20 protein-coding genes are annotated in these 24,356 nt (G+C 68.4%); 10 read left to right on the top strand and 10 right to left on the bottom strand.

Annotated features, from left to right (window positions below; all coding sequences use genetic code 11):
• Both E1261_RS23850 and E1261_RS23855 read right to left on the bottom strand, forming a co-directional pair.
• Positions 1-890 (bottom strand): DUF4349 domain-containing protein (locus E1261_RS23850; RefSeq protein WP_132410076.1); only part of this gene is annotated, 890 nt, incomplete at its 3' end.
• Positions 891-976: 86 nt separating this feature from the next.
• A complete protein-coding gene (locus tag E1261_RS23855) occupies positions 977-3,778 on the bottom strand; it encodes a DEAD/DEAH box helicase (RefSeq protein WP_238176394.1) in 2,802 nt (933 codons plus the stop codon).
• 276 nt (positions 3,779-4,054) lie between these two features.
• On the opposite strand from E1261_RS23855, the gene E1261_RS23865 reads away from it, so the two are divergent.
• Together E1261_RS23865 and E1261_RS23870 are read left to right on the top strand one after the other, a co-directional pair.
• On the top strand, positions 4,055-4,735 hold the full coding sequence (locus tag E1261_RS23865; RefSeq protein WP_132410082.1) for a ferritin-like fold-containing protein: 681 nt from the start codon (positions 4,055-4,057) through the stop codon (positions 4,733-4,735).
• 54 nt (positions 4,736-4,789) lie between these two features.
• Complete coding sequence (locus E1261_RS23870; protein WP_132410084.1) at positions 4,790-5,992, top strand: glycosyltransferase; 1,203 nt, start codon at positions 4,790-4,792, stop codon at positions 5,990-5,992.
• A gap of 11 nt (positions 5,993-6,003) precedes the next feature.
• Here E1261_RS23870 and E1261_RS23875 read toward each other — a convergent pair whose 3' ends face one another.
• From E1261_RS23875 to E1261_RS23895, 5 genes are all read right to left on the bottom strand, one after another.
• Complete coding sequence (locus E1261_RS23875; protein WP_238176395.1) at positions 6,004-6,276, bottom strand: GlsB/YeaQ/YmgE family stress response membrane protein; 273 nt, start codon at positions 6,274-6,276, stop codon at positions 6,004-6,006.
• Between the two features lie 144 nt (positions 6,277-6,420).
• Positions 6,421-6,648, bottom strand: coding sequence for a DUF3107 domain-containing protein (locus E1261_RS23880; RefSeq protein WP_132410086.1), 228 nt, complete (start codon positions 6,646-6,648; stop codon positions 6,421-6,423).
• A gap of 152 nt (positions 6,649-6,800) precedes the next feature.
• Positions 6,801-7,433: a TetR/AcrR family transcriptional regulator gene (locus E1261_RS23885; RefSeq protein ID WP_132410088.1), complete on the bottom strand. Its 633-nt coding sequence runs from the start codon at positions 7,431-7,433 to the stop codon at positions 6,801-6,803.
• Positions 7,434-7,544: 111 nt separating this feature from the next.
• On the bottom strand, positions 7,545-8,468 hold the full coding sequence (gene ligD, locus E1261_RS23890) for a non-homologous end-joining DNA ligase (protein WP_132410090.1): 924 nt from the start codon (positions 8,466-8,468) through the stop codon (positions 7,545-7,547).
• Positions 8,469-8,484: 16 nt separating this feature from the next.
• On the bottom strand, positions 8,485-8,892 hold the full coding sequence (locus E1261_RS23895) for a hypothetical protein (RefSeq protein ID WP_132410092.1): 408 nt from the start codon (positions 8,890-8,892) through the stop codon (positions 8,485-8,487).
• A gap of 43 nt (positions 8,893-8,935) precedes the next feature.
• Between E1261_RS23895 and E1261_RS23900 the strand changes: the two genes are divergently transcribed.
• From E1261_RS23900 to moeZ, 4 genes are all read left to right on the top strand, one after another.
• Entirely contained in the window at positions 8,936-9,850 is a 915-nt protein-coding gene (locus E1261_RS23900) for an alpha/beta fold hydrolase (RefSeq protein ID WP_132410094.1), read from the top strand.
• 79 nt (positions 9,851-9,929) lie between these two features.
• Complete coding sequence (locus E1261_RS23905) at positions 9,930-12,290, top strand: alpha/beta hydrolase (RefSeq protein WP_132410096.1); 2,361 nt, start codon at positions 9,930-9,932, stop codon at positions 12,288-12,290.
• Between the two features lie 169 nt (positions 12,291-12,459).
• Positions 12,460-15,171: a Calx-beta domain-containing protein gene (locus tag E1261_RS23910; protein ID WP_238176396.1), complete on the top strand. Its 2,712-nt coding sequence runs from the start codon at positions 12,460-12,462 to the stop codon at positions 15,169-15,171.
• A 183-nt stretch (positions 15,172-15,354) separates the two neighbouring features.
• Entirely contained in the window at positions 15,355-16,545 is a 1,191-nt protein-coding gene (moeZ, locus tag E1261_RS23915; protein WP_132410098.1) for an adenylyltransferase/sulfurtransferase MoeZ, read from the top strand.
• A gap of 34 nt (positions 16,546-16,579) precedes the next feature.
• Here the strand turns inward: moeZ and E1261_RS23920 are convergent, their stop codons facing one another.
• Together E1261_RS23920 and E1261_RS23925 are read right to left on the bottom strand one after the other, a co-directional pair.
• A complete protein-coding gene (locus E1261_RS23920) occupies positions 16,580-17,368 on the bottom strand; it encodes a maleylpyruvate isomerase family mycothiol-dependent enzyme (protein WP_132410100.1) in 789 nt (262 codons plus the stop codon).
• Positions 17,365-18,009, bottom strand: coding sequence for a TetR/AcrR family transcriptional regulator (locus E1261_RS23925; protein WP_165952635.1), 645 nt, complete (start codon positions 18,007-18,009; stop codon positions 17,365-17,367). Before E1261_RS23925 ends, E1261_RS23920 begins: the two co-directional genes overlap by 4 nt.
• A gap of 88 nt (positions 18,010-18,097) precedes the next feature.
• Here E1261_RS23925 and E1261_RS23930 point away from each other — a divergent pair, with 88 nt between their 5' ends.
• The gene (locus tag E1261_RS23930; protein WP_132410104.1) at positions 18,098-18,364 is read left to right on the top strand and encodes a DUF2277 domain-containing protein; all 267 of its coding nucleotides are present in this window, start codon (positions 18,098-18,100) and stop codon (positions 18,362-18,364) included.
• Here E1261_RS23930 and E1261_RS23935 read toward each other — a convergent pair.
• On the bottom strand, positions 18,361-19,323 hold the full coding sequence (locus tag E1261_RS23935) for a hypothetical protein (RefSeq protein WP_132410106.1): 963 nt from the start codon (positions 19,321-19,323) through the stop codon (positions 18,361-18,363). The genes E1261_RS23930 and E1261_RS23935 overlap by 4 nt on opposite strands.
• Before the next feature lie 126 nt (positions 19,324-19,449).
• On the opposite strand from E1261_RS23935, the gene E1261_RS23940 reads away from it, so the two are divergent.
• From E1261_RS23940 to E1261_RS23950, 3 genes are all read left to right on the top strand, one after another.
• Positions 19,450-20,289, top strand: a complete 840-nt coding sequence (locus E1261_RS23940; RefSeq protein ID WP_132410108.1) for a TIGR03560 family F420-dependent LLM class oxidoreductase — start codon at positions 19,450-19,452, stop codon at positions 20,287-20,289.
• Positions 20,290-20,299: 10 nt separating this feature from the next.
• On the top strand, positions 20,300-20,605 hold the full coding sequence (locus E1261_RS23945) for an MGMT family protein (RefSeq protein WP_132410110.1): 306 nt from the start codon (positions 20,300-20,302) through the stop codon (positions 20,603-20,605).
• Between the two features lie 514 nt (positions 20,606-21,119).
• Entirely contained in the window at positions 21,120-24,335 is a 3,216-nt protein-coding gene (locus E1261_RS23950; protein WP_132410112.1) for an ATP-dependent helicase, read from the top strand.
• Positions 24,336-24,356: the final 21 nt, after the last annotated feature.

The following is a 24,356-nucleotide window of genomic DNA, read 5'->3' on the forward strand; positions in this document are numbered from 1 at the left end:
GGCGATGTGGGGGTTGGGCGGCGGAGGCGGCGGCGGAGCCAGAGGGCTGGTACGGCGAGGACGGCCAGCAGGATGGCGAACGGGAGTACTGCGCCGACCGCGGTGGCCAGGGCGGAGAAGGTTGCGGTGAACGCGTCCCAGCCGCTCTTGAGGCCGCTGACGAAGCCGTTGTCCGGGTCGGTGCTCGGCGGCGGGGTGTCTTTGCTGGTCAGCGTCAGGTTCAGGGTGGCCAGCTCGGTCTGGAGGGCGAGGTTTTTCTGCTTGGCGAGCAGGGACTCCAGGTCCGCCTCGCGGCGGGTCAGTTCGGACTCGACCGAGACGATCTCGCCGATCGTGTTCGCCTTGGCGAGCAGGGCGCGCATCCGGTCCAGGCTGGCGCGCTGGGTACGGATCCTGCTGTCGACGTCGACGACCTGCTCGGTGACGTCGCTGGATTCCTGGTGGATCTGCAACCGCTTGCCGAGCTTGGACAGACCGTCGATGGCGGCGTCGTACGACGTACTGGGCACCTTCAGCACGAGATTCGCCCGGGAGATGTTGCCGTTCGCGTCGTCGCCGGTGTTCTCCGAGGCGACCTGACCCTTGAGGCCGGTGATCACCGTGATCGCCTCTTGCCGAGACTTGTTGACGTCATCGGCCTCGACCGTGAGCGAACCGGTCCGGATGATCGCCCGTGTCACGGTCGGTTGATCCGCGACCGGAGCCTTCGGCTGGGCCTGGCCACCAGCCGCCTTACCGCCGCTGTCGGCCGCGGCGCTCTCCGGCTGCTGCGCCGAATTGCCCCTGCTATCGCCGGCCCCGGTCGCCCTGTCACCGCCGGACGCCCCACAACCTGCCAGCAGTAGTAGACCTACCGCGGCCAGCACAGCCGTCCCACCCTTGCGCCTCATCACCCAGCCCCTCTCGTGTGGTTTACGTCCTGGGGACGCTCCACGAGGGGCTGGGTGTTGCAGCGCGAAATTACAGCTTGGTCACTTCACCGGCGCGAGGCCGGCGCCTTCTTCGCAACCTTCTTGGCAGCGGCCTTCGCCGGCGCCTTCTTGGCGACCGTCTTCTTGGCCGGAGCTGCCGTCTTCTTCACAGCAGTGGCCTTCTTGGCCGGTGCCGCCTTCTTGGCAACCGCCTTGGCGGGCGCCTTCTTCGCGACAGCCTTGGCCGGGGCCTTCTTCGCAACGGCCTTGGCGGGCGCCGCCTTCTTGGCCGTGACCGCCTTCTTAGCGGGCGCGACCTTCTTGGCGGGAGCCTTCTTAGCCGGTACGGCGGTCTTGGTGGCAGCCGCCTTCTTGGCAGGTGCCGCCTTCTTGGCAACCGCCTTGGCGGGCGCCTTCTTCGCAACCGCCTTGGCCGGTGCCGCCTTCTTGGCCGTGACCGCCTTCTTAGCAGGCGCGACCTTCTTGGCGGGTGCCTTCTTCGCCGGGGCCGCAGTCTTGCTCGCAGCCACCTTCTTAGCAGGCGCAGCCTTCTTGACCGGTGCGGCCTTCTTGGCAACAGCCTTAGCAGGAGTCGCCTTCTTGGCCGGAGCCTTCTTCACGGGCGTGGCCTTCTTGGCAACGGCCTTCTTCGCCGGCGCCGCGGTCTTGGTCGCAACCGCCTTGGCAGGCGCAGCCTTCTTCACCGGAGCAGCCTTCTTGGCAACAGCCTTGGTCGGAGTCGCCTTCTTGGCCGGTGCTGCCTTCTTGGCAACCGCCTTGGCGGGCGCTGCGGTCTTCTTCGCGGGGGCCTTCTTGACCGGCGCCGGCGCAGCAGCAGTCTTCTTGGCCGCCACCTTCTTGGCCGGTGCCGGTGCGCTCGTCTTCTTGGCAGCAGCCTTCTTGACCGGTGCCTTCTCATCCGGTGCCGGAGCAGCCGCGACCTTCTTGGCCGGAGCCTCGGTCGCCTTCTGAACCGGAGCCTTCTGTGCCGCAGCCTTCTTGGCCGGAGCCGGAGCCTCGGTCACCTTGGCCGGAGCCTTCTGAACCGGAGCCTTCTGGGCCGGAGCCTCGAAGAGCGGTGCCTTCTTGGCCGGGGCCTCAGCCGCGACCTCGGCGACTGGTGCCGCCGGGGCTCCACCGGACGACCGGCGCGAACGCTGCCGCCGTGACGGCCGCTCAGCCGCACCCTCCGCAGGCCGGTCCGAAGCGACAACCGCCGGCGCGCTCGTCTCAACCGGAGCAGCAGCCTCAACCGGGGCAGCTGCCTGCACCGGAGCGGGCGCCGTACCGGCGTCGTTGGTTACTGCGCCCTCGACCGGACGGTCCCCGCGACGCTTGCGATTGCGGTTCCGCTTCCGCTTGCGTTCACGCGGCGCCTCGACCCCAGCGTTCTCCACCCCGGAAGCCACGGAGGCCACGGGGGCCCCGGAGTTCTGGACCGCAGCGGTCTCGTCGGCCTCGCGGGCCGGCGAGACGAGGGTCTTGGTGGTGACGTCGGCGTTCGCCTCGAGCGGCTGCCCCTGGCGGGTGCGCTTGCGGGTCCGGTTCTTCTTCCGGTCCCGGTCGCGATCCCGGCCGTGCCCGTGCCCGTGGCCGGACTCGGCACCGTCCTCGGTACGGCGGTGCTTGTCCCGTCCCGGACGCTCCGCGCGGGGCTCGCGCTCCTCGCGGTCGGCGGCAGGCTTGATCCGGCCCTTCGCCTCGCTCGGGATGCCCATGTCGTGGTACAGCTCGGGCGACGTGGAGTAGATCTCCTGCGGCTCGTCGTACGGCAGGTCGAGAGCCTTGTTGATCGTCTTCCAGCGGACCAGGTCCGCCCAGTCGACGAACGTCACCGCGATCCCGCTCGCACCGGCGCGGCCGGTCCGGCCGATCCGGTGGATGTAGGCCTTCTCGTCCTCGGGGCAGGTGTTGTTGATGACGTGCGTGACGCCCTCGACATCGATCCCCCGGGCCGCGACGTCGGTGCAGATCAGGACGTCGATCTTGTCACCGCGGAACCGGGTCAGCGCCCGCTCGCGGGCCTGCTGGTTCAGGTCGCCGTGGATCGCGGCGGCCTTGAAGCCGCGGTCGATCAGGTCGTCGGTCAGCCGGCCGGCCTCGCGCTTGGTCCGGCAGAAGATCATCACCCGGCCGCGGTCGTCGGCCTGCAGGATCCGGGCCACCACCTCGGGCTTGTCCAGATCGTGGGCCCGGTAGACGAACTGCGCCGTCGTCGGGACCATCTGGGTGTCCTCGTGGGACTCGGCTCGGATGTTCAGCGGGTGCCGCATGTGGGTGCGGGCCAGGCCGATCACGGCCGACGGCATCGTTGCCGAGAACAACATTGTCTGCCGCAGCTCAGGAGTCTTGCGCAGAATGCGTTCCACGTCCGGCAGGAAGCCGAGGTCGAGCATCTCGTCGGCCTCGTCGAGCACCAGAACCTTGATGTGGCTGAGGTCCAGGACACCGCGGTTGGCCAGGTCGAGCAGCCGGCCCGGCGTACCGACGACGACGTCGACGCCGGTCTTCAGCGCGTCCAGCTGCGGCTCGTAGGCGACCCCGCCGTAGATGGTCAGGATCCGCACGGAGCGGACGGTGGACGCGGTGACGAGGTCCTTGGCGACCTGGATGGTCAGCTCGCGGGTCGGGGTGACGACCAGGGCCTGCGGCTTCCCCGGGGCGGCGAGCTCGTTGTAGTCGGGCTCGCCGGGGGAGATCGTGCGCTGCAGCAACGGAATACCGAAGCCGAGCGTCTTGCCGGTCCCGGTCCGGGCCTGGCCGATCAGGTCGGTGCCCAGCAGGGCTACGGGGAGCGTCATTTCCTGGATCGGGAAGGGCTCCACGATGTTGACGCGGTCGAGCGCGTCGCAGATCTCGGGCAGCACGCCGAGCTCTCGGAAGGTGGTCAGGCTGATCGCCTCTCACATGCTTGTACGGACAGTGGCCGGGCGCCAGAGGCGTGTAAGCCTCGTCAGAAGAGGCGCGGGGACACTGTGCAAGCACCTCGCACCAGCGTGCCCATGTGGGCGCGTCACCGGCGAATCGCTCACCAGTGTAACCGCAACTTGCGTCAATGCCGTTCCGTGTGGTTCGTGCCACGACACGCATCAGCCGCCCGGCACCCGTTCTGGCGGGCCTCGAACACAGATAAGGTGCCGGGCATGGAACAGACGGCCTTCGACGATCCCGCCTACCGGGCCGCGGCGGTGGACCTGCTGGGAGTTCTCGCGTACGGCGAGCTGACCGCCTTCGAGCGGATGGCCGAGGACGCCAAGCTGGCACCGACCCTGAACGACAAGGCGGAGCTCGCTGCCCTGGCGACCACCGAGTTCGGGCACTTCCAGCAACTCCGGGACCGGTTGGTCACGCTCGGGGTGGACCCGATGGAGGCGATGCAGCCGTTCGTGACGCCGCTGGACGCCTTCCACGACCACACCGCGCCGTCGGACTGGCTGGAGGGCCTGGTCAAGGCGTACGTCGGGGACGGCCTGGCGAACGACTTCTACCGCGAGATCGCCTCGTTCGTGGACGCGGAGACCCGGGCTCTGGTGCTCGAGGTGTTCGCCGACTCCGGGCAGGCCGAGTTCATCGTGGACCGGGTCCGGGCCGCGATCGAGGTCGATCCGAAGCTCGGCGGCCGGCTCGCCCTGTGGGGCCGCCGACTGGTCGGGGAGGCGCTCAGCCAGGCGCAGCGGATCGCCGCCGACCGGGATTCGCTGACCGCCCTGCTGGCCGGCAGTGTGGACCGGCCCGGGCTCGATTTGGCTGCCATTGGCCGGATGTTCACCCGACTGACCGAAGCCCATACCGCAAGGATGACTGCGCTCGGCCTGCAAGCCTGATTGCATGGCTCCCGTTCGTTGTTGACGGGGGTCGACGCCGGAGAGCCTGCCTGCATGACACTGCCGTACCGCCCGGTCCGCCTGGGCATCTACTCCGACACACTGGTTCCGCGCGCCGACGGCGTGGCCGTCTCGCTGGAGGCCGCCGGACGAGCACTGTGTGAGCTCGGCGTCCAGCTCGAGGTGGTCGCGCCGTACCGCGCGAAGAGCCACCACAGCAGGCTGCCGATCCGTTCTGTGCCCGGCACCGAGACCTGGGGCCGGGACTACCGCCTGGGCACCCTGCGGCCGACCCGGAACAAGCCGGAGTACGACGTCGTCCACGTGCACACGCTCGGCCCGGTCGGTGTGGCGGGGCTGTACGCCGCCTGGCGTCAGAAGTTCCCGGTCGTCCTGACCTGGCACACGGATCTCGAGGTCTACCGGCAGCACTACGCGGAGATCCGGATGGCGATGTGGCTCGCGGGCAAGGCCTGGCGGGTCGGCCTCGGAGCGCCGCGCGGCTACCAGCGCGAGTGCACCGAGGTGCAGAACCTGCTGCGTGCCGTCGACCTGGTGGTCGCGCCGACCGCCAAGGTGCAGCAGCAGTTGGACGACCTGGGCTGCGAGGCGCCGACGGTAGTGCTGCCCAGCCCGACGCTCCCGATGCCCGCTCCGACGCTGTCCGCCGCTGAGATCCGGCAGCAGCTCGGCCTCGGGGCGCAGGATCCGATCGTGCTGTCGGTGGGTCGGTTGAGTGGTGAGAAGAACGACGAGTTGCTGCTGCAGGCGTTCGCCGAGCTGCTGCGGATCCGGCCGGATGCCTGCCTGGTCATGGTCGGTGGGTACGGCGATCGGCGCCGGGTCACCGAGCTGATCGACCGGCTGGGGATCGGCCCTCGGGTGCGGATGCCCGGCGTACTGCCGCGTGCCGAGCTGGCGGGGTACTACCTCGCTGCGGACGCAGTGGTGATCGCGTCGATCTCGGAGACCCAGTCATTGGTTGCGCACGAGGCCGAGGCGGCTGGCTGTCCGCTGGTGGTTGTCGACCCGTGGCTGTTCCGTGGTCACGAGCGCACCCGGACGTTCGCTCCGGCCGAGCCGGCGCCGCTGGCTGCTGTCGTCTCACAGGTCCTCCGTACGCCGGACACCCAGCGCCCGTGGGCGCCGCGGTACCGGCCGGCTCCGCGTGAGCACGCCGAGAAGCTGCTGGCCCTCTACGAGCAGCTGGCATCACAACGGCCGCCTGCCCCGGGTGGGGTGGCGGCCGTCGGGTGATGCGGTTGCGGTCAGGTCGCCCGCGGTTTGCGGGCGGCGATGATCGCGATGACCACCGCGGCGCAGATGATCTGGATCAGGTACTGGATCCAGTCCGGGCCGTCGGTGTCCTTGATGTCGAGGAAGTAGGCGATCAGACCACCGATGAAGGCGCCGATACCGCCGCCGAGGATGGTCCAGCCGAGACTGATGTTCTGTTTGCCGGGAAGTACGAGCCGCGCGAGCGGCCCGAAGATGACGCCGGCGAGCAGGCTGACGATGATCATCCAGATCCAGTAACCCACGGTTCCTCCTTGTGAAGGTGTCGGACCTGCGCCTGGGCGGCGCCCCGTAGCTACCAGACCACTACGACGCAGGTCTCACCGCACATGGTGCCCACCGAACCGGATTCCGGAACCCGGACACGCGCGTCCGTGTCCAGAACGGGATCAGATCGCGCCGAAGCCGACCTTCCGGATCGAGACCTCACCGATCTCGACGTATGCCAGCCGGTCGGCCGGGACCAGGATCCGGCGGCCCTTGTCGTCGGTCAGCTCCAGCAGGTTGCTCTTCCCGCTGAGCGCGTTCGACACCTGCTCCTGTACCTCGTCCGGGCTCTGCTCACTCTCGAGCACCAACTCACGATTGACGTGTTGCACGCCGATCTTGACCTCCACGAAACCCTCCGGGCACGCTCCGACCGGCGGCTCTCGCCGGTGACAGTTCGAGCCTATCCGCTGCCGGCCCCGGTCTCTCACCCGTCCGCCCAAAGCAGAACCCACACCGGTACGGCGTGGGGCCGCGCCTGCCCGTCGTTACGCGGCCGGTGTCAGCCGTCGGTGCGCGGGAACCCGCGAATGCCGCGCCACGCGAGCGACGCGACCAGGTCGGCGGCGTTCTCCTGCTGCAGCGAGTCCTGGTCGGCCGAGGCCAGCCAGTACCGCGCGCTGACCTGGGCCATGCCGACCAGGCTGACGGCCAGCACCATGGACTGCTCACGGTTCAGACCGGCGTCCGCACTGATCACCTCGGACACCGCCTCGGCGCAGGCGTGGGTGACGCGGTCGACGCGCTCCCGGACCGCCGGCTCGTTGGTCAGGTCGGACTCGAAGACCAGCCGGAAGGCACCCTGCGCGTTCGCCACGTAGTCGTAGAACGCGTGGATGGTCGCAGCGACCCGGAGCTTGTTGTCGTCCGTCGACTTCAGCGCGTCGTGCACCGCGGCGACGATCGCCTCGCAGGACGTGTCCAGCAGCGCCAGGTAGAGCTCCAGCTTGCCGGGGAAGTGCTGGTACAGGACCGGCTTGGACACACCCGCGCGGTCGGCGATGTCGTCCATCGCGGCGGCGTGGTACCCGTTCGCGACGAAGACCTCCTGAGCCGCCTCGAGCAGTTGCGCGCGGCGGGCCAGCCGGGGCAGGCGGCTGCCGCGTTTCGGTGCGGTCTCCGGTGTCGTCGACACGTCGGCTCCTTCGGTGGTGCGGCACCGGTGGCAGGAAACGCCGCCGGGTCGTAGGCCGAATCCTACCCACCGGTCCTCCCGGTCAGTAGCTTCCCTACCGGATGGGCCCGCTCAGGACGGCAGTGGCCGCGGGTCGTCGTACAGCTCGGCCAGGACGTCGCCGTACTCCTCGATCCGGGCCAGCACCTCGTGCGGGAGGAACTTGAGCTCCTCCGGAGTGGTTGTCGAGGCCACCTCGTCCCAGTCGATCGGTGTGGAGACCCGGGGCTCGTCGGAACCACGCAGCGAGTACGGCGCCAGCGTGGTCTTCGCACTGGCGTTCTGGCTCCAGTCGATGAAGACCTTGTTCGGCCGGAGCGCCTTGGTCATGTTCGCGGTGACGTCCTCGGGCAGGGCCTCGGCCAGCTGCTCAGCGAGCTGTTTGGCGAACGCACTGGTCTTTTTGGAGGACGCAGGCTCGATCGGCACGTACAGGTGCATGCCCTTGTTGCCGGACGTCTTCGGCCAGCCCTCCAGCCCGTAGTGACCGAGCAGTTCGCGCAAGGCGAGCGCTACGTCGCAGCACTCCACTATGGTCGCGCCCGGACCCGGGTCGAGGTCGAAGACGATCAGGTCGGCCTGCGGGTCGCTGCCGTGCTCCGACAGGCCGATCCGCCACTGCGGCACGTGCAGTTCGAGCGCTGCGAGGTTCGCGAGCCACACCACGGTCTGGACGTCGTCCGCGACCACGAAGTCCGCCTCGTCCCGGCCGGTCGAGCTACCAGGGGTGGGCAGCGTCTCGGTCCGCACCCAGGCCGGCGTACCGCGCGGTGCGTTCTTTTCGAAGAAGTACGACGCGTCCGTGCCGTCCGGCCACCGCTTCCGGGTGAGTGGCCGGTCGGACAGGTGTGGCAGCAGCAACTCGGCGACCTGGTGGTAGTAGTCGATCACCTCGGCCTTGGTGAAGCCGGTCTGCGGATACAGGACCTTGCCGAGGTTCGTGAGCTTCAAAGTCTGCCCGTCGACCTCGGTCGTCACCTGCTGCGACGCTGCCATGCGTACCAGTCTCCACCTACGGCGTGTACATGCAGTGCACGCTGAGGCCCTTGATCGCGGAGTCCTTGCTCTCGACCAGCTTTCCGTCCATCCAGATCTCGCATCGGACCGAGCCCCGGTCGTCGAGTTGCTGGAGGGCGCTGACGGACAGCAACTGAGTGCTGCCCTTCGTCTTGAGCGTCTGGCTCTGCCACGGAAGCGCGGCGTACTTCACGTCCACCGAGTCCCGTTGGCCGTCACGGACATAGCTCACATCCGGTTGCTCCGCCGTACCGGTGACCTTGTAGACCACCTCATGCCTCTCCTGGCTCGCGATGAGCATCCGGACGCCGGTGTAGCCGAGCAGGAACAGCTGGAACGCCGGATAGGCGAGGAGGACCACGAGCAGCACGATCAGTAGCGGTTTGGGGACTCTGCGCTTCATGAGTCGCCAGTGTTCCGGCCGAGGGGGTCCTACCATGGGTTTCGTGGAGAGTTACGGGGTGGTAACCGGCACCGATGTGCCGCTGGCGACACAGGAATGGCCGGCCCGCCAGGTGCCGGTCGCAGGCGTGGACCTGCTGGTCAGAGACGTGCCGGACGCGGCGGCGGAGCTGCCGCCTGCGCTCTACGTGCACGGCCTGGGCGGCTCGTCGTTGAACTGGACCGCGCTCGGACTGCTGCTCAACGACACCGTGCGGGGGATCGCTCCGGACCTGCCCGGCTTCGGGCGGACGCCGTTGTCCGGTCCGACCGGGATCTCCGAACAGGCCGACGTACTGGTGACGCTGTTGGAGAGTGAGTTCGACCAGCCGGCGCATGTCTTCGGCAACTCGATGGGTGGGGCCGCCGCGGTGGCTCTGGCGGCTCAGCGGCCGGATCTGGTGGCGTCACTCACGCTGGTGTCTCCAGCACTACCTCACCCGCGAGTGTCGGCCAGTGCGCTGTGGTTCGCCGCACTGGCGACGCCACGGCTCGGACCGGTGGTTCTGGAGCGCGCACAGCGATTGCCGTTCGACCGGCGGTTCCAGGCGTCGCTGGCGATGGTCTTCGGCGACCCGCGGGCGCTGCCGCCCGAGGTGCGCGCCAACTACGAGGCCGAGCTGCACCGGCGCGACACCGACCCGTGGAACATGCAGGCGACCACCGACGCAGCCAAGAGCATCCTGCGCTCGTCACTGGCGCCACCACGCCGGTCGCTCTGGGCAGACGCCGCCAGCGTTGAGTGCCCGGTCCTGCTTGTGTACGGCGGCCGCGACCGGCTGGTCGATGCGCGCATCCGCACCAAGGCGCAGCAGACCTTCCCGGACGCACGGTTGCTGTACCTGCCGAAGTCCGGTCACGTCGCTCAGATGGAGCACCCGGAGCAGGTGGCGGCCGCGTTCCGCGACTTGGTTCGCTGAGTGTGCTGAAACTGCAGCAGGGTTGAGATCGGACCGAATGCGCTAGATCCGTCCACCTTCCACTCACACGGGCTATCTCATGGAGAGCTGGTCCGTCGACGAGAGGAAGACCGTGCGCGTTCTGGGCACATTCACCCTGGGCATGGCCGCAGTACTGGCGATCGGGCCGGTCGTGGCGTCCGCTGCACCGCCTGCTGCGAACAGCTGGGACGTGCAGCAGGTGCCGACGGGTTACCGGGTCACACTGCGGCTGGACGAACCAGTGGCGATGCGTGCGGCCCGTCCGCTGCTCGCCGTGAACGGGAAACCCATCGGTGTGGCCCAGCAGTCGGCCGACCGTCGGACGCTGACCCTCATCACCTCCGACAAGGCCGCTGCGGAGGCGCGTGACGTCCAGCTGGTGTGGCCGGGGGACGCCGGCCAGGGTGTCCGCTCGCTGACCGGTGGACCGACGGACGCCTACTGGCTGAACGCGCGGAAGGGTCCGCTGCTCAAGGACGACCCGGGCAAGCTCGGCCGGTACAAGGTCGAGACGGCGGAGTACAACCTGGGAGACCAAGCGGTCCTGCTGCCGGGTCTCGGTCAGAAGTCCGAGGTGGTCGGCAAGGTCTACGCGCCGGTCGGAGCTGCGGGTCAGCGTCCGCTGGTGGTCTTCCTGCACGGTCGCCACGAAGCCTGCTACGGCGACGAGTCGGCCCCCAGCGACAAGCCCTGGCCCTGTCCGAAGGGCACCAAGCCGGTCCCCAGCTACCGCGGCTACGACGGCCCTGCGAAGGCACTCGCGAGCAACGGCTACCAGGTCGTCTCGATCAGCTCCAACGCGATCAACGCGTACGACAATGACGCGTACGACAGCGGTGCGCAGGCCCGGGCCGAGCTGGTGCTCGACCACCTGGCCTTGTGGAAGAAGTGGTCGACCGTCGGCGGCGGTCCATTCGGAACGAAGTACATCGGCAAATTCGACCTGCAGAACGTCGGTCTGATGGGTCACTCACGTGGTGGCGAAGGCGTCGTACGCGCAGCAGCGGTGAACGCAGACCGCGGCAGCCAGTACGGCGTCCGCGCCGTACTGCCGCTCGCCCCGGTCGACTTCGCCCGCTCTGCCGTGCCGGGCGTAGCCATGAGCGTTCTGCTCCCGTACTGCGACGGTGACGTGTCTGATCTGCAGGGGCAGAAGTACTACGACGACACCCGGAACTCCATCACCGGTGACGGGGCTGCCCGCTCCACGGTCACCGTGCTGGGGGCGAACCACAACTTCTTCAACACCGAATGGACACCCGGGCAGTCAGTCGCGCCGTCCATGGACGACTGGGGTGGCGAGGGCAACGGGGCGCCGTGTGACGCCGAGTACGCCGGGCGGTTGAAGGCGAAGGAACAGCAGGCGGTCGGTACGGCGTACCTGGCTGGGTTCTTCCGGCTGCAGCTGGGTGGCGAGAAGCAGTTCCTGCCGCTGTTCGACGGGTCTGATGCCCGTGCTGCGTCTGCTGGCAAGGCTGTGGTGCGAGTGGTCGCACAGGCGCCGCTGGCCTCGCGGCGGGACGTGACCGCCTTCGACAAGACACTGCCGAAGGATGCGGTCACCGGAAAGGCCACTGCGGTGGTTTGCATCGGTGAAGCCTGCCTGGTCACCGACTCACCCGGCAGCGCGCCGCACTGGGACGCGGCCTACTACGCACAGCACGCCCCGACTCTGGCGGTCACCAAGCTGTCCTGGACCGACAAGAGCGGTGTACTGCGGCTCAACCTGCCGACTGTGCACCGTGACGTCCGCAAGTACGCCGCACTGTCGTTCCGGGCCGCGCCAGACCCCACCAGTACGCCGAAAACCGACCTGACCGTCCGTGTCGTCGACGGTCGGGGCCGAGCGGCCGCCGTACCGGTCTCCGCAGTCAGTGATGCCCTCACGCGGCTGCCGGGGGATGAGTCCGTGGGACTGCCGAAGAACCTGCTGCGGACCGTGCGGATCCCACTGTCATCGCTCGGCGGCGTCAACCTGCGGGACGTCCGGACGATCGAACTGCGGACCGATCGGGTCGCGAAAGGTTCGGCGTACCTGAGTGACCTGTCCTTCTCTGCACCTGGCCTGGGAGTCTCCGCAGTCACAGCTCCGAAGGTGGCGGTGGCGGACGTCACCGTGAAGGAAGGCGACCAGGGGACGACGTACGCGAGCTTCGTGGTGCGGCTGTCGAGGCCGACCACCCGCCCGGTCGTCGTGTACGCCGAGACCAGCCTTCCGTACGCGGATGTGATGCCGGTGGGTGACGTGGCGCAGGCGGTCGTCTTCAAACCCGGACAGGTCCGCCAGACCGTGCGGGTGCCGGTGCGGGCGAACACCCGCGACAGCGACGACGTCAAGTTCTATCTGGCGCTGTCGGCGCCGCGCGAGGCAGTGCTGACCAGGAACTTCGGGCACGGGCTGATCCTCGACGACGACTGAGTCGAAGCTGTCGCAGGACTGAGACGAGATCGAGCGGCTGGTCAGGTCAACTTTCCTCTCGCCCACGAAGTCGTTCTTTGTGGTCTGTTTCGTCGAAATCGAGAGGACAACTGTGCGAGAGATCGGCAGATTGAGGCACCTGTCGCTGGGGATGGTCGCACTATTAGGGGTGGGGTTGATCACGGCGCCGTCCGCGTCCGCCGCGCCGCCGCCGGCACCAACCATTGCTCAAGGCAACAATTGGGACGTCCGCCCGGTAGCCGACGGCTACCAGCTCACCCTCCGGCTGGGAGCGCCGGCGCCGATGCGTTCGGCGCTGCCGCTGCTGGCGGTGGACGGAGAGCCGATCGGGGTGGCCAGGCAGTCACCCGATCAGCGCACGCTCACGCTCGTCACCACCGACCCGGGCGTCCTGAAGGCCAAGGACGTCCAGCTGGTGTGGTCCGGTGACGTCGGCAACGACGGCAAAAAGGCGCAGGCCCGCGGTAAAGCTGCGGCCGGGCCGAACGACGCCTACTGGCTGAAGCCGCGGCTGGGGGCGCTGCTCAAGGACGACCCGGCCAAGCCGGGCAAGTTCAAGGTCGAGACGTCGGAGTACAACCTCGGCGACGAGGCGGTCTTCCTGCCCGGCCTGGGGCAGAAGTCCGAGGTCGTCGGCAAGGTCTACACACCGGTCGGCGCGACCGGCAAGCGGCCGTTCGTGCTGTTCCTGCACGGCCGGCACTCGTACTGCTACGGCGACGCGAGCGAGCCCCAGGACAAGCCCTGGCCGTGCGCGAAGGGCGAAAAGCCGGTGCCGAGCTACCGCGGGTACGACGGTGCTGCGCACGCGCTGGCCAGCAGCGGCTACCAGGTGGTGTCGATCAGTTCGAACGCGGTCAACGCGTACGACGGCGATGCATACGACGCCGGTGCGCAGGCGCGGGCCGAGCTGATCCTCGACCACCTGAAGCTGTGGAAGAAGTGGTCGACCACCGGCGGCGAGCCGTTCGGAACGAAGTACGTCGGCAAGATCGACCTGCAGAACGTCGGTCTGATGGGCCACTCGCGCGGCGGTGAGGGTGTCGCCCGGGCAGCAGTCGTGAACTCCGACCGTGGCGGCGAGTTCGGCATCCGTGCGGTGCTCCCGCTGGCGCCGGTGGACTTCGCCCGCTCGACCGTGCCGGGTGTTGCTATGAGCGTCATCCTGCCGACCTGTGACGGTGACGTCTCCGACCTGCAGGGTCAGAAGTTCTACGACGACACCCGCTACTCGGTCACTGGTGACGCGGCCACGCGGTCGACGGTCACAGTGCTCGGGGCGAACCACAACTTCTTCAACACCGAGTGGACCCCCGGTCAGTCCGAGGCGCCGTCCGGTGATGACTGGGGTGGCGATGAGAAGGACTCGCCGTGTGGCGCCAAGTACGCCGGGCGGCTGAAGGCGAAGGAGCAGCAGGCCGTCGGTACGGCGTACCTGTCCGGCTTCTTCCGGCTGCACCTGGGCAACGAGAAGCAGTTCCTGCCGCTGTTCGACGGTTCTGACGCCCGTGCGGCGTCGGCCGGGCGAGCCGTCGTACGGGTGGTCTCGCAGGCGCCGTTGGCGACCCGTCGGGACGTGAACCGTTTCGACCAGGCACTGCCGAAGGGTGCGCTGACCGGCAAAGCGTCGGCCGCCACGTGCTCCGGTGTGAAGCTGCAGCCGACGCGGGCAGCGACGCCGCCGTGTGTGTCGACCGATGGCTCCGGTGACTCACCGCACTGGGACTCTGCCTGGTTTGCAGCCCGTACGCCGACCATGGCGGCCACGCGGTTGTCATGGCGCGACAAGACCGGCGTACTGCGGCTGAACCTGCCGGCCGCACAGCGCGACGTACGGAAGTTCGCCGCACTGTCGTTCCGGGCGGCTCCGGACCCGGCTGGCGCTCCGAAGACCGACCTGAGTGTCCGAGTGGTCGACGGCAAGGGCCGTGCGGTCTCGGTGCCGGTGTCGAAGGTCAGTGACGCTCTCACGCGCCTCCCTGGCCTGAAGGAGAACGGTCTGCCGAAGAACCTGCTGCGGACGGTCCGGATCCCGCTGTCCTCGCTGAAGGGCATCGACCTGAAGGACGTGCGTGCGGTCGAGTTGCGGACCGACAAGGTCGCCAAGGGCACGGTGTACCTGAGCGACCTGGCCTTCTCCTCGCCCGGTGTCGGTGTCTCGGCACCTGCGGTGAAGCTGGTCAAGGTGTCCGCCTCGGACGTCAAGGTCAAGGAAGGCGACAAGGGCACCCAGACCGTCGACTTCTACGTGCGGCTCAACCGCGTCAGCACCCGGCCGGTCAAGGTGTACGCCGAGACCTCCGGCGACCTCGGCGCCACGGTGGGTGACGTGGTGCGCACGGTGGTCTTCAAGCCGGGTCAGGTCAAGCAGAAGATCAGCCTGCCGGTGAAGTCGAACACCCGCGACAGCTACGACCTCAAGTTCAATCTGGTGCTGTCGGTGCCGCAGGACGCACTGCTCGACAAGTCGTTCGGGCACGGCGAGGTCATCGACGACGACCCGACGCCGACCCTCACGCTCGGAAACCTGACCACGACGGAGCAGGCCGGCGACGCGCGCTTCCCGCTCAAGCTCTCGGCGCCGAGTGACAGGTACGTCGGCATCCGTGGAGTCCTGAAGGACGGCACCGCGGTGCTCAAGCAGGACTACCTGAGCGAGTACGACGAGTGGGATCCCGGTTCGCGGACCGTCGAGGGCTACGTCGAGCCCGGGCAGACCACCGGTGTGGCGACGGTCAAGATCGTCGACGACAAGGTGAAGGAGCCGGCCGAGACCTTCTCGGCGGTCATCAGTGAGGCCGACGGCGGTGAGATCAAGCTCCCGGTGACGCTGACCGCGACCATCACCGACAACGACTGACAGTTGCTGCTCACCGTGCCGGGCGTCCTGGGGGCGCCCGGCCCGGTGCTGTCTGGGGACTGAGACATCGGTCCCGCGATGCGGACCACGGCTGGGGTGCCTGGAATTGTGCGGGAACATGGAGAGCAGGCCGATGGTTGAACCCGGAGCCTGGACTCGAACCCTTCACCGAGGAGCCGACACGTGTCACTGCCACCGCTGGTCGAACCGGCCGCCGAGCTGACCATCGACGAGGTCCGCCGGTACTCGCGGCACCTGATCATTCCCGAGGTCGGGATGGCCGGCCAGAAGCGGCTGAAGAACGCCAAGGTCCTGGTCATCGGGGCCGGCGGCCTGGGCAGCCCGGCGCTGCTCTACCTGGCCGCGGCCGGGGTCGGCACGCTCGGCATCGTCGAGTTCGACACCGTCGACGAGTCGAACCTGCAGCGCCAGATCATCCACGGCCAGTCCGACGTCGGGAAGTCCAAGGCCCAGTCGGCCCGCGACTCGATCCTCGAGACGAATCCGAACACGAACGTCGTACTGCACGAGGTGCGCCTCGACAACGACAACGTGTTCGAGATCTTCGAGCAGTACGACCTGATCGTCGACGGCACCGACAACTTCGCCACCCGCTACCTGGTGAACGACGCAGCGGTGCTGCTCGGCAAGCCGTACGTGTGGGGCTCGATCTTCCGCTTCGACGGCCAGGTCAGCGTGTTCTGGGCCGAGCACGGCCCGTGCTACCGCTGCCTCTACCCGGAGCCGCCGCCCCCGGGCATGGTTCCGTCCTGCGCCGAGGGTGGCGTGCTGGGCGTGCTCTGCGCGTCCGTCGGTGCGGCCCAGGTCACCGAGGCGATCAAGCTGCTGACGGGGATCGGCGACCCGTCGCTGGGCCGGCTGAACATCTACGAGGCGCTCGACCTGAACTGGCGCGCCCTGAAGGTCCGCAAGGACCCGAACTGCGCGATCTGCGGCGAGAACCCGACGGTCACCGAGCTGATCGACTACGAGAGCTTCTGCGGTGCGATCACCGAGGAGGCGGCCGACGCGGCCGTCGGTTCGACCATCTCGGTCAAGCAGCTCAGCGAGTGGATCAAGCTCAAGGACAACGGTGAGAAGGACTTCCAGCTGATCGACGTCCGCGAGCCGAACGAGTACGAGATCAACCGGATCCCGGGCTCGGTGCTGATCCCGAAGGCCGACTTCCAGACCGGTGTCGCCCTCGAGAAGCTGCCGCAGGACAAGCAGTTGGTCTTCCACTGCAAGTCCGGTGTCCGCTCGGCGGAGGTGCTGGCCATCGTCAAGGGCGCGGGCTTCTCCGACGCGGTCCACGTGGGCGGCGGCGTCGTCGCCTGGGTCGACCAGATCGACCCGAGCCAACCGGCGTACTGATTCTGGGGTGGGGGCCGGATCCGGCCCCCACTACTCAGAACGGCATCCGGCAGCTGGCGACTGCTTCGGTCGCGGCCGGATCGCCAGTGACGACTGGGTTGTCGTCGCGGCCCGACAAGGTCCGCATGTAGCCGACGGCGTCGACGGCGGCGCGACCGACCGGCTCGCCCCTCCCCAGCCGGTAGGTCCCACCTCCCTGGCCGGTGAGCTCCACGTCGACCGCCGGACGATCGCCCCAGAACGGTCCGTCGATCACGTCGCGCATCACCTGCGCGATCAGCTCCTCGCCGTACGGGCCGGCGTCGAACGGTCGGCCGAGTGCCTGGCAGATGTCGTCGCGATGCATCCAGAGGTCCCGTGCGAGCAGGATGTCCTGGACGTAGCCGAGGTCCAGCCGGAACCCGGGGTACTCCTCGACCGGGAAGCTGAGCCGGCGGATGAGTGCCGGGTTCTTCAGGATCTTCCGGGTCGCCTTGGCCCAGAGCTGGTCGAACGTACTGCGCAGCTCGTCCGGCGGCGTTCCGCGGTGCTCGTCGGCCTGCAGCATCATGTGCCGGTCGAACTTCGGCGTGGTCGGGTAGATCTTCTTCGCTTTGCGCATGCGGCGTGGGAACGACAGTGGCTTGATGACGTCCTCGGCCTGGCCGATCATGTGGCCGGCGATGTCGGCGACATCCCACTCGTCGCAGACGGTACGGCGCTGCCACTCGGTCCCGTGGATCGACTTCAGCAGGTCGTGCCACGCCTTGAGTTCGGCGTCGCGGTGTTGAGCACACCGGCTGCGATCTGCGCGGCCGATGTCTGTTGCGAGTACAGCGGTCATGTTTTGTTCCCCCTGGGTGGTGCGTAGTACTGGTAGAACATGTCGAGCACGGTGGGCAGCAGCCGGACGAAACGGCCGTCCTCGAAGGAGGCATCCGGCTCGTTGGCCAGCTGCTGCGAGACCAGACCAGCCGTGATCGACGTGTAGAGGGCCAGACCCTCTTCAGTCGCGGCCTCGGGCCTTAGGTGTCCCTGGTCGACCCCTGTCTGCAGGTGCTGCCGGAGGTCTTCCAGTGCTGCTTGGGCCGGAGCGAACGCCTCCGGACTCGGCGCGAAGCCGGGGACGGTCCGCCAGAACAGCAACTGCGAGTAGACCGGGTTCTCCATGCACCAACGGCTGAACGCTGTCACCCCGATCACGTCGAGCTCGCGGATGTCCTCCGTGTCGGCCGCCGCGTTGGCCGCCAGGCGGGCGTTGCGGAAGTACTCCGCCCCGCGCTGGAAGAGCGCGTCGTAGATTGCCATCTTGGACGGGAAATACTGGTAGATCGACGGCGGTTGCATCCCCAGTTGCCGCGCCACCGCGGACAGACTGAGGGAGGCGACCCCGTCGGCCTCCATCAGCTCGATGGCGGCCGTCAGGATCTCCTCGATGGTTTCCTGCCGGCGCCGGGTCCTGCGATCCAGTCCAGTGTTGCTCATGGGTTGAGGAAACCCGAAGACCATTAGGGAAGTCAATACCCCGTAGGATCTCTGCCTGATTGTCCCCGGCGGCACGTACTGTCGGAGCATGTGCCGAAACATCACTGTGCTCCGGGGACTGGAGCCCGCCGCGACCTCCGAAGAGATCTACGCGGCTGCGCTGCAATACGTACGCAAGGTGACCGGCGTCGGTTCGCTCAGTGCGACCACCCGGGAGCCGATCGAGCGCGCGGCGACCGAGGTCGCCCGGATCACCGAGGAGCTCCTGGCCGAGATGCCCCAGCGCCGGGTCCCACCCCAGACCGTGCCCCCCTTGCGCCGCCCCGAAGTCAGGGCGCGCCTAGGCCTCGACTAACCCGCCAGCTGCGGCAAGAACGCTGCCAGTGCGCTGACGACCAGAGGAGCGAAGACGCTCAGGATGGTCAGCGGGTTGCGCAGGATCGAGATGTCCAGATGGAGCAGGTGCTCGATCCGGTGCCGTTCCTGCAGCCACTCCTCGCTCGGCCGTCCGTTCGCCGGTAGCGGACACATGTGCTCCACGAGTTGCTGCGCGCGGTTCCGCCACGCGACCGCCATCGGGATGCCGATCACCGCGAGACCGAGGGCGAACATGCCGCCGTACAGGAGCACGTTCGACGGTGGGAACTCGTCGGCGCGATCCGGGTGTGCGGAGACGAAGGCGCCGCGGAGTGCACCGGCCGCGGCGACGGCGGCGGCCACGCCGATCATGAAGGCGCCGACGCAGACGATCAGCAGCTGCCACAGCCGCTCCAGCCGGCGGATGTGCACGTGTGGTTCGCCCAGTGGATCGTCATCGCGTTGCCACAGCTCACGGCATTCGGCATGCGCGAGCCAGACGATCGTCAGCCACGGGATCGCCGCGAGCATCCCACAGAGCAGTACGGCGCCGGTCCGCGTCTGCAGGCTCTGCACCGGCAGGTCCGGCACGACTCCCGGGAAGAGGATCCGGTAGCCCGCCACGGCCGCCGCACTGATCGCAGCGCAGACCAGGTATCTGCGTCGTCGAACCGGTGGCGGATAGAAACCCCACCGGTCGGGATGCTGCAGGATCCGGACGGCCTGTGCGGTGAGCAGCGCGAAGACAACCAGCGCTGCTCCGGCCACAGCTCGCCAGACAGTCCACGGCACACCCTTCACGAACGCGTCGCTCACCGCGGTCCCGTCCGACCCGGCGACCCCGAGCAGCCCCGCGAAACAGAAGGCAAGCCCGAACACGATCATGCTGAGCAGCGGCGGTGGCAACTTCACCCAGAAGTTGTCCTCCGCGAGCTCCCGTGGCAGTTCCCCCAGCACCCCGACCCCTCTTCGTTGCCGTTCCTGTACTCAGTGTCGCGAGCGCTCGCCGATGCCGCCTCCGCTGTCCGGCGCGCCGGGTAATGTCAGCTCGGGAAGCGTTTGCTTGTTTGACTGGAGGCCGGAATGCGATTCGCCGTCAAGACCAGGCCGGAACACACCACGTGGCAGCAGATGCGTGATGTCTGGGTCGCCGCGGACCAGTTGGAGATCTTCGAATCCGCGTGGCACTGGGACCACTTCTATCCGCTCAGCGGCGACATGGCCGGGCCGAACCTGGAGGCCTGGACGACGCTGGCCGCACTGGCCCAGGCGACGTCGCGGATCCGGTTGGGCTGCCAGGTGACCGGCATGATCTACCGGCACCCTGCGGTGCTCGCCAACATGGCCGCGACCACCGACATCATCTCGGGCGGCCGGCTGGAGCTCGGCGTCGGCGCGGGCTGGAACGAGATGGAGACCGCGGCGTACGGCATCGAGCTGTATCCGCTGAAGGAGCGGTTCGACCGCTTCGACGAAGGCGTGCAGGCGATCATCGCGCTGCTCACCGAGAAGTCGGCGAACTTCGACGGCAAGTACATCAAGCTCACCGACGCGTACTGCGAACCGAAGGCCGTGCAGACCCCGCATCCGCCGATCACCATCGGCGGCAAGGGTCCGAAGCGCACACTGCGAGCAGTGGCCAAGTGGGCCCAGCACTGGAACGTCATCGTCGCGAGTCCGGAGGAGTGGAAGCCGCTCAAGGACATCCTCGTGCAGCACTGCGCGGACGTCGGTCGGGACGTCAACGAGATCACGTGTTCGGTGAACATCCGGATCGACCCGGACCAGCCACTCGACGTCGCGGTCGCCGCAGCATCGGCGTACGGCGAAGCAGGTGTCGACCTCGCGGTGATGAACCTGCCGCTCGACGCGCCGCCGTCCGTGCTGGAGCCGCTCGCCAAGGCCTTGGCTCCGCTGGCCTAAGTTGGGGTCTGTGGACAGGGACGAATACGTCGAGGCGGTGCTGCGGGCGGTGGAGTCGATCCCGCCCGGCAGCGTCGCGACGTACGGAGATATCGCCGAGTACGTCGGTCAGGGCGGGCCGCGGCAGGTCGGAGCGATCATGCGCGAGTACGGCGGCGGTGTGCCGTGGTGGCGCGTGATCCGGGCGTCCGGCGTACCGGCCGATGAGGTCGGCGACGAGCAGTTGCACAACCTCCGGTCCGACGGTGTGCGGGTGACCAACGGGCGAGTGAATCTGCGCGACGTGCGCTGGGATCCTGAGCACCCCGACGACTGACCTGTTGAGAGCACCGGCAGCGCGCGACTCCGCCCCGCCCCGCCCCCGAAATTTGAGGGGATCTCCCTTCAAGTTGCCGGTTCTCCCCCCAAAAGTTGAGGGGAGAACCGGCAACCTCAGGGGAGATCCCCTCGTTTCCGGGCAGCAACGACAGCCCGGAAGCTCAGGCGACGTGGAGTCGCGGTCACCGGCCTCGGCATCCACCCCAGTGGCTGCGGTGTGATGGTCGGGATCTGCGTTGTTCGGTGGATTGGGCCAAGTGACCGGCCTCGTGGAACACCGGCGGCGGTCGGCTCCGCCCCGAGCCTTGCGCCGCCGGTGCCGGGCGGCCGGGCCAGTTGTTGGGGTAACCAGCCCGGCCGCGCACGTGGTCGCCTGTGACGGCGATTCACCCTTGTCGACAAGGATGATGCGACCGTAACCCGAAAAGTTGGGGTGTCCGTTTTCCGGGGCACCAACGGGATGGCCGGGGTGCCCGAACGGGATTGTCGGTGGGGTCTGGTGGGATGGGGCGATGGTCAGCAGACAGGGTTCCCGGTATCGGCTCGTTCGGGCCGAGGGACGTGCTGCCCAGGCGCCGGTCCTCGATGCGGACCAGCAGGCTGTGGTCGATCATCCGGGTGGGCCGCTGCTGGTGCTCGCCGGGCCGGGCACCGGGAAGACGACCACGTTGGTGGAGGCCGTCGTCGACCGGGTGCGGAATCGTGGCCTGAGTCCGGACGAGGTGCTCGTGCTGACCTTCGGGCGGAAGGCGGCGACCGAGCTCCGGGACCGGATCACGGGCCGCCTTGGCAAGACGACCCGCGTGATGCCGTCGATGACGTTCCATTCCTTCTGCTATGCGTTGCTGCGCCGCTTCACGCCGGCCGACGCGTTCGACGTACCGCTGCGGTTGCCGTCGGGTCCGGAGCAGTCGTTGCGGTTGAGCGAGGCGCTGTCCGGGAGTCGTGAGGTCGGTGCGGTGCACTGGCCGCGCAGTCTGCATCCGGCGCTGAAGACGCGCGGTTTCACCGACGAGGTGCAGGCCGTGATCGGCAAGGCGCGCCAGCTCGGGCTCGACCCGGAGGACCTGACCGAGATCGGGCGCTCGGCCGAGCGGGCCGAGTGGGTCGCGGTCGGTGACTTCTTCGAGGAGTATCTGCAGATCCTCGACCACGAGCAGGTGCTCGACTACTCCGAGCTCATCCATCGCGCGGTGATCCTGGCGCAGCAGCCGTCGGTGCAGGACAAGTTGCGGGCGGAGTTCAAGGCCGTCTTCGTGGATGAGTATCAGGACACCGATCCCGGTCAGACGATGCTGTTGCAGGCGATCGCCGGTGACGGGCGCGACCTGGTCGTGGTGGGTGACCCGGATCAGTCGATCTATACGTTCCGTGGTGCTGACGTGCGCGGGCTGTTGCGGTTCACCGAGGAGTTCCCTTCCGTGTCGGGGGAGCCCGCGGCGCAGATCGCGCTCGCGACCACGCGCCGGTTCGGTACGACGCTGCAGCGGGTGTCGCGCAATGTCGTGAACCGGCTCGGCGTGCCGGGGGCGCTGGATCGCGACACGTTCGACCGGTTCCGCAATCCCGATGCTTCGTCGTGTGTTTACGGTGCTGGGAAGGTCGAGGCGAATCTGTACTCGACCAGCGGTGCCGAGTTGGAGCACATCGCCGATCTGCTGCGGCGCGCCCATGTGCAGGACGGTGTCGGGTGGCACGAGATGGCGGTGCTGGTCCGGTCCGGGAGCCGGTCGATCCCGCCGTTGCGCAGGGCGCTTGCTGCGGCTGGGATCCCGGTCGATGTCGCGGGTGACGAGCTTCCCCTGTCGCGCGAGCCCGCCGTGCGGCCGATGTTGCTGGCGTTGCGGGCGGTGGCGGATCCGGCCACGCTGACGGTCGATGTCGTACGGGCGCTGGCGCTGTCGCCGTTGGGGGCGATGGATGCGGGTCAGTTGCGGCGGTTGGCGCGGGTGCTGCGGAAGCGTGACCGCGAGGCGGCTGATGGGCAGCGGCTGCCCAAGTCGTCGGACGAGCTGCTGCGGGACGCGTTGCTGAATCCGTTGCTGCTGGACGAGCAGGCCTCTCCGGCCGAGGCGCGGTTCGCGGCGCTGGGGGAGAGGTTGCTCAAGGCAAGGAATATCGTGAACGCCGGGGCGGCGCCGGACGAGGTGATGTGGTCGCTGTGGTCGGAGTCGCCGTGGTTGCGGCGGCTGCGCGGCCAGGCGCACTCCGGCGGAGAGACGGCGCGGGCGGCGAACCGGGATCTGGATTCGTTGTGTGCGTTGTTCGACGCGGCCGGGCGGGCCGAGGAGCAGATCGGGTTCAAGGGTGTCTCGGCGTTCCTGAGTGAGCTCGAGTCGCTGGACATCGCGGGGGACAACCGGTTCGACGGGACGTATCGCGAGGCCGGTGTGCAGTTGATGACCGCGCACCGGTCGAAGGGTCTGCAGTGGCGGCTCGTCGTGGTGGCCGGTGTGCAGGAGGCCCAGTGGCCGGATCTGCGGCGGCGTGGATCGCTGCTGCAGCCGGATCGGCTCGGCCGGGACGGGCTGGTCGACCCGCTGTCGGCTGGTGCGTTGCTGGCCGAGGAGCGGCGGCTGTTCTACGTCGCGATCACGCGGGCGCGGGAGCGGTTGATCGTGACCGCCGTCCAGGCGCCGGAGGCTGACGGGGATCAGCCGTCGCGGTTCCTGGGTGAGTTGGATATTCCGCTGAAGCTGGTGGCGGGGCGGCCGCGGCGGCCGTTGTCGCTGCCTGGTCTGGTCGCCGATCTGCGGTGTGTGCTGGCGGATCCGGCGTCCTCACCTGCGTTGAAGCGGGTTGCCGCCGATCGACTCGCGCAGCTGGCCGATGCCGTCGACGATCGGGAGCAGGCGCTGGTGCCGACCGCCGATCCGGGACGCTGGTGGGGCGTCCGGGAGCGGACGAAGTCCGAGCGCCCGATCGCGGACCCGGAGCTGCCGGTGCCGTTGTCCGGGAGTGCGCTGACGACGATCGTGGACTGCCCGCTGCGCTGGTTCCTGACTCGGCGCGCGGGGGGAGAAACACCCAGTACGTCGGCGATCGGGTTCGGACAGGTGTTGCACACGCTCGCCGACGCCGTCGCCACCGGCACGCTGCCACCATCGGTCGACGAGCTGAACGGCTGGCTCGACAAGGTGTGGACCCAGCTGGACTTCGAGTCCGCCTGGATCTCCGACCGCGAGCGCGTCGAGGCCGAGCAGGCCCTCCGCCGTTTCGTCGCCTGGCACCAGGGCCGCCCCGAGCGCACACTCGTCGGCACCGAGGTCGAGTTCGACGTGCTGCTGCCGGATGCGGAGCAACCCGCCGTACGGGTCAAGGGCCGGATGGACCGCGTCGAGAAGGACGGCGAAGGCACGATCCGCGTCGTCGACCTCAAGACCGGCCGCAACCTCCCGACCAAACCAGCCCTGGCCCGCCACGTCCAGCTAGCCATCTACCAACGAGCCATCGCCTCCCGCCAGGTCGCCGCCGCCGGCCCCGAAGCAGTCGCCGGCGGCGCCGAGCTCGTCCAGCTCCGCCACGACGACAGCGGCTTCCCCAAAGTCCAGCACCAAGCCCCCCTCGACCCGGACGACAACGGCAAAACCTGGCTCGACGAAGCCGTAGAAGACGCCGAACACATGGTCCGCACCGAAGAATTCACCGCCCAACGCAACGACGGCTGCTCCCGCTGCGAAGCCAAACCCCTCTGCCCCATCCAGCCAGAGGGAAGAGAGATCGTCTGATGCCGCTGCCCGCCCTCCCAC

It is taken from the genome of Kribbella albertanoniae (genome assembly GCF_004348455.1).
In the GTDB taxonomy this organism is placed as follows: Bacteria; Actinomycetota; Actinomycetes; order Propionibacteriales; family Kribbellaceae; genus Kribbella; species Kribbella albertanoniae.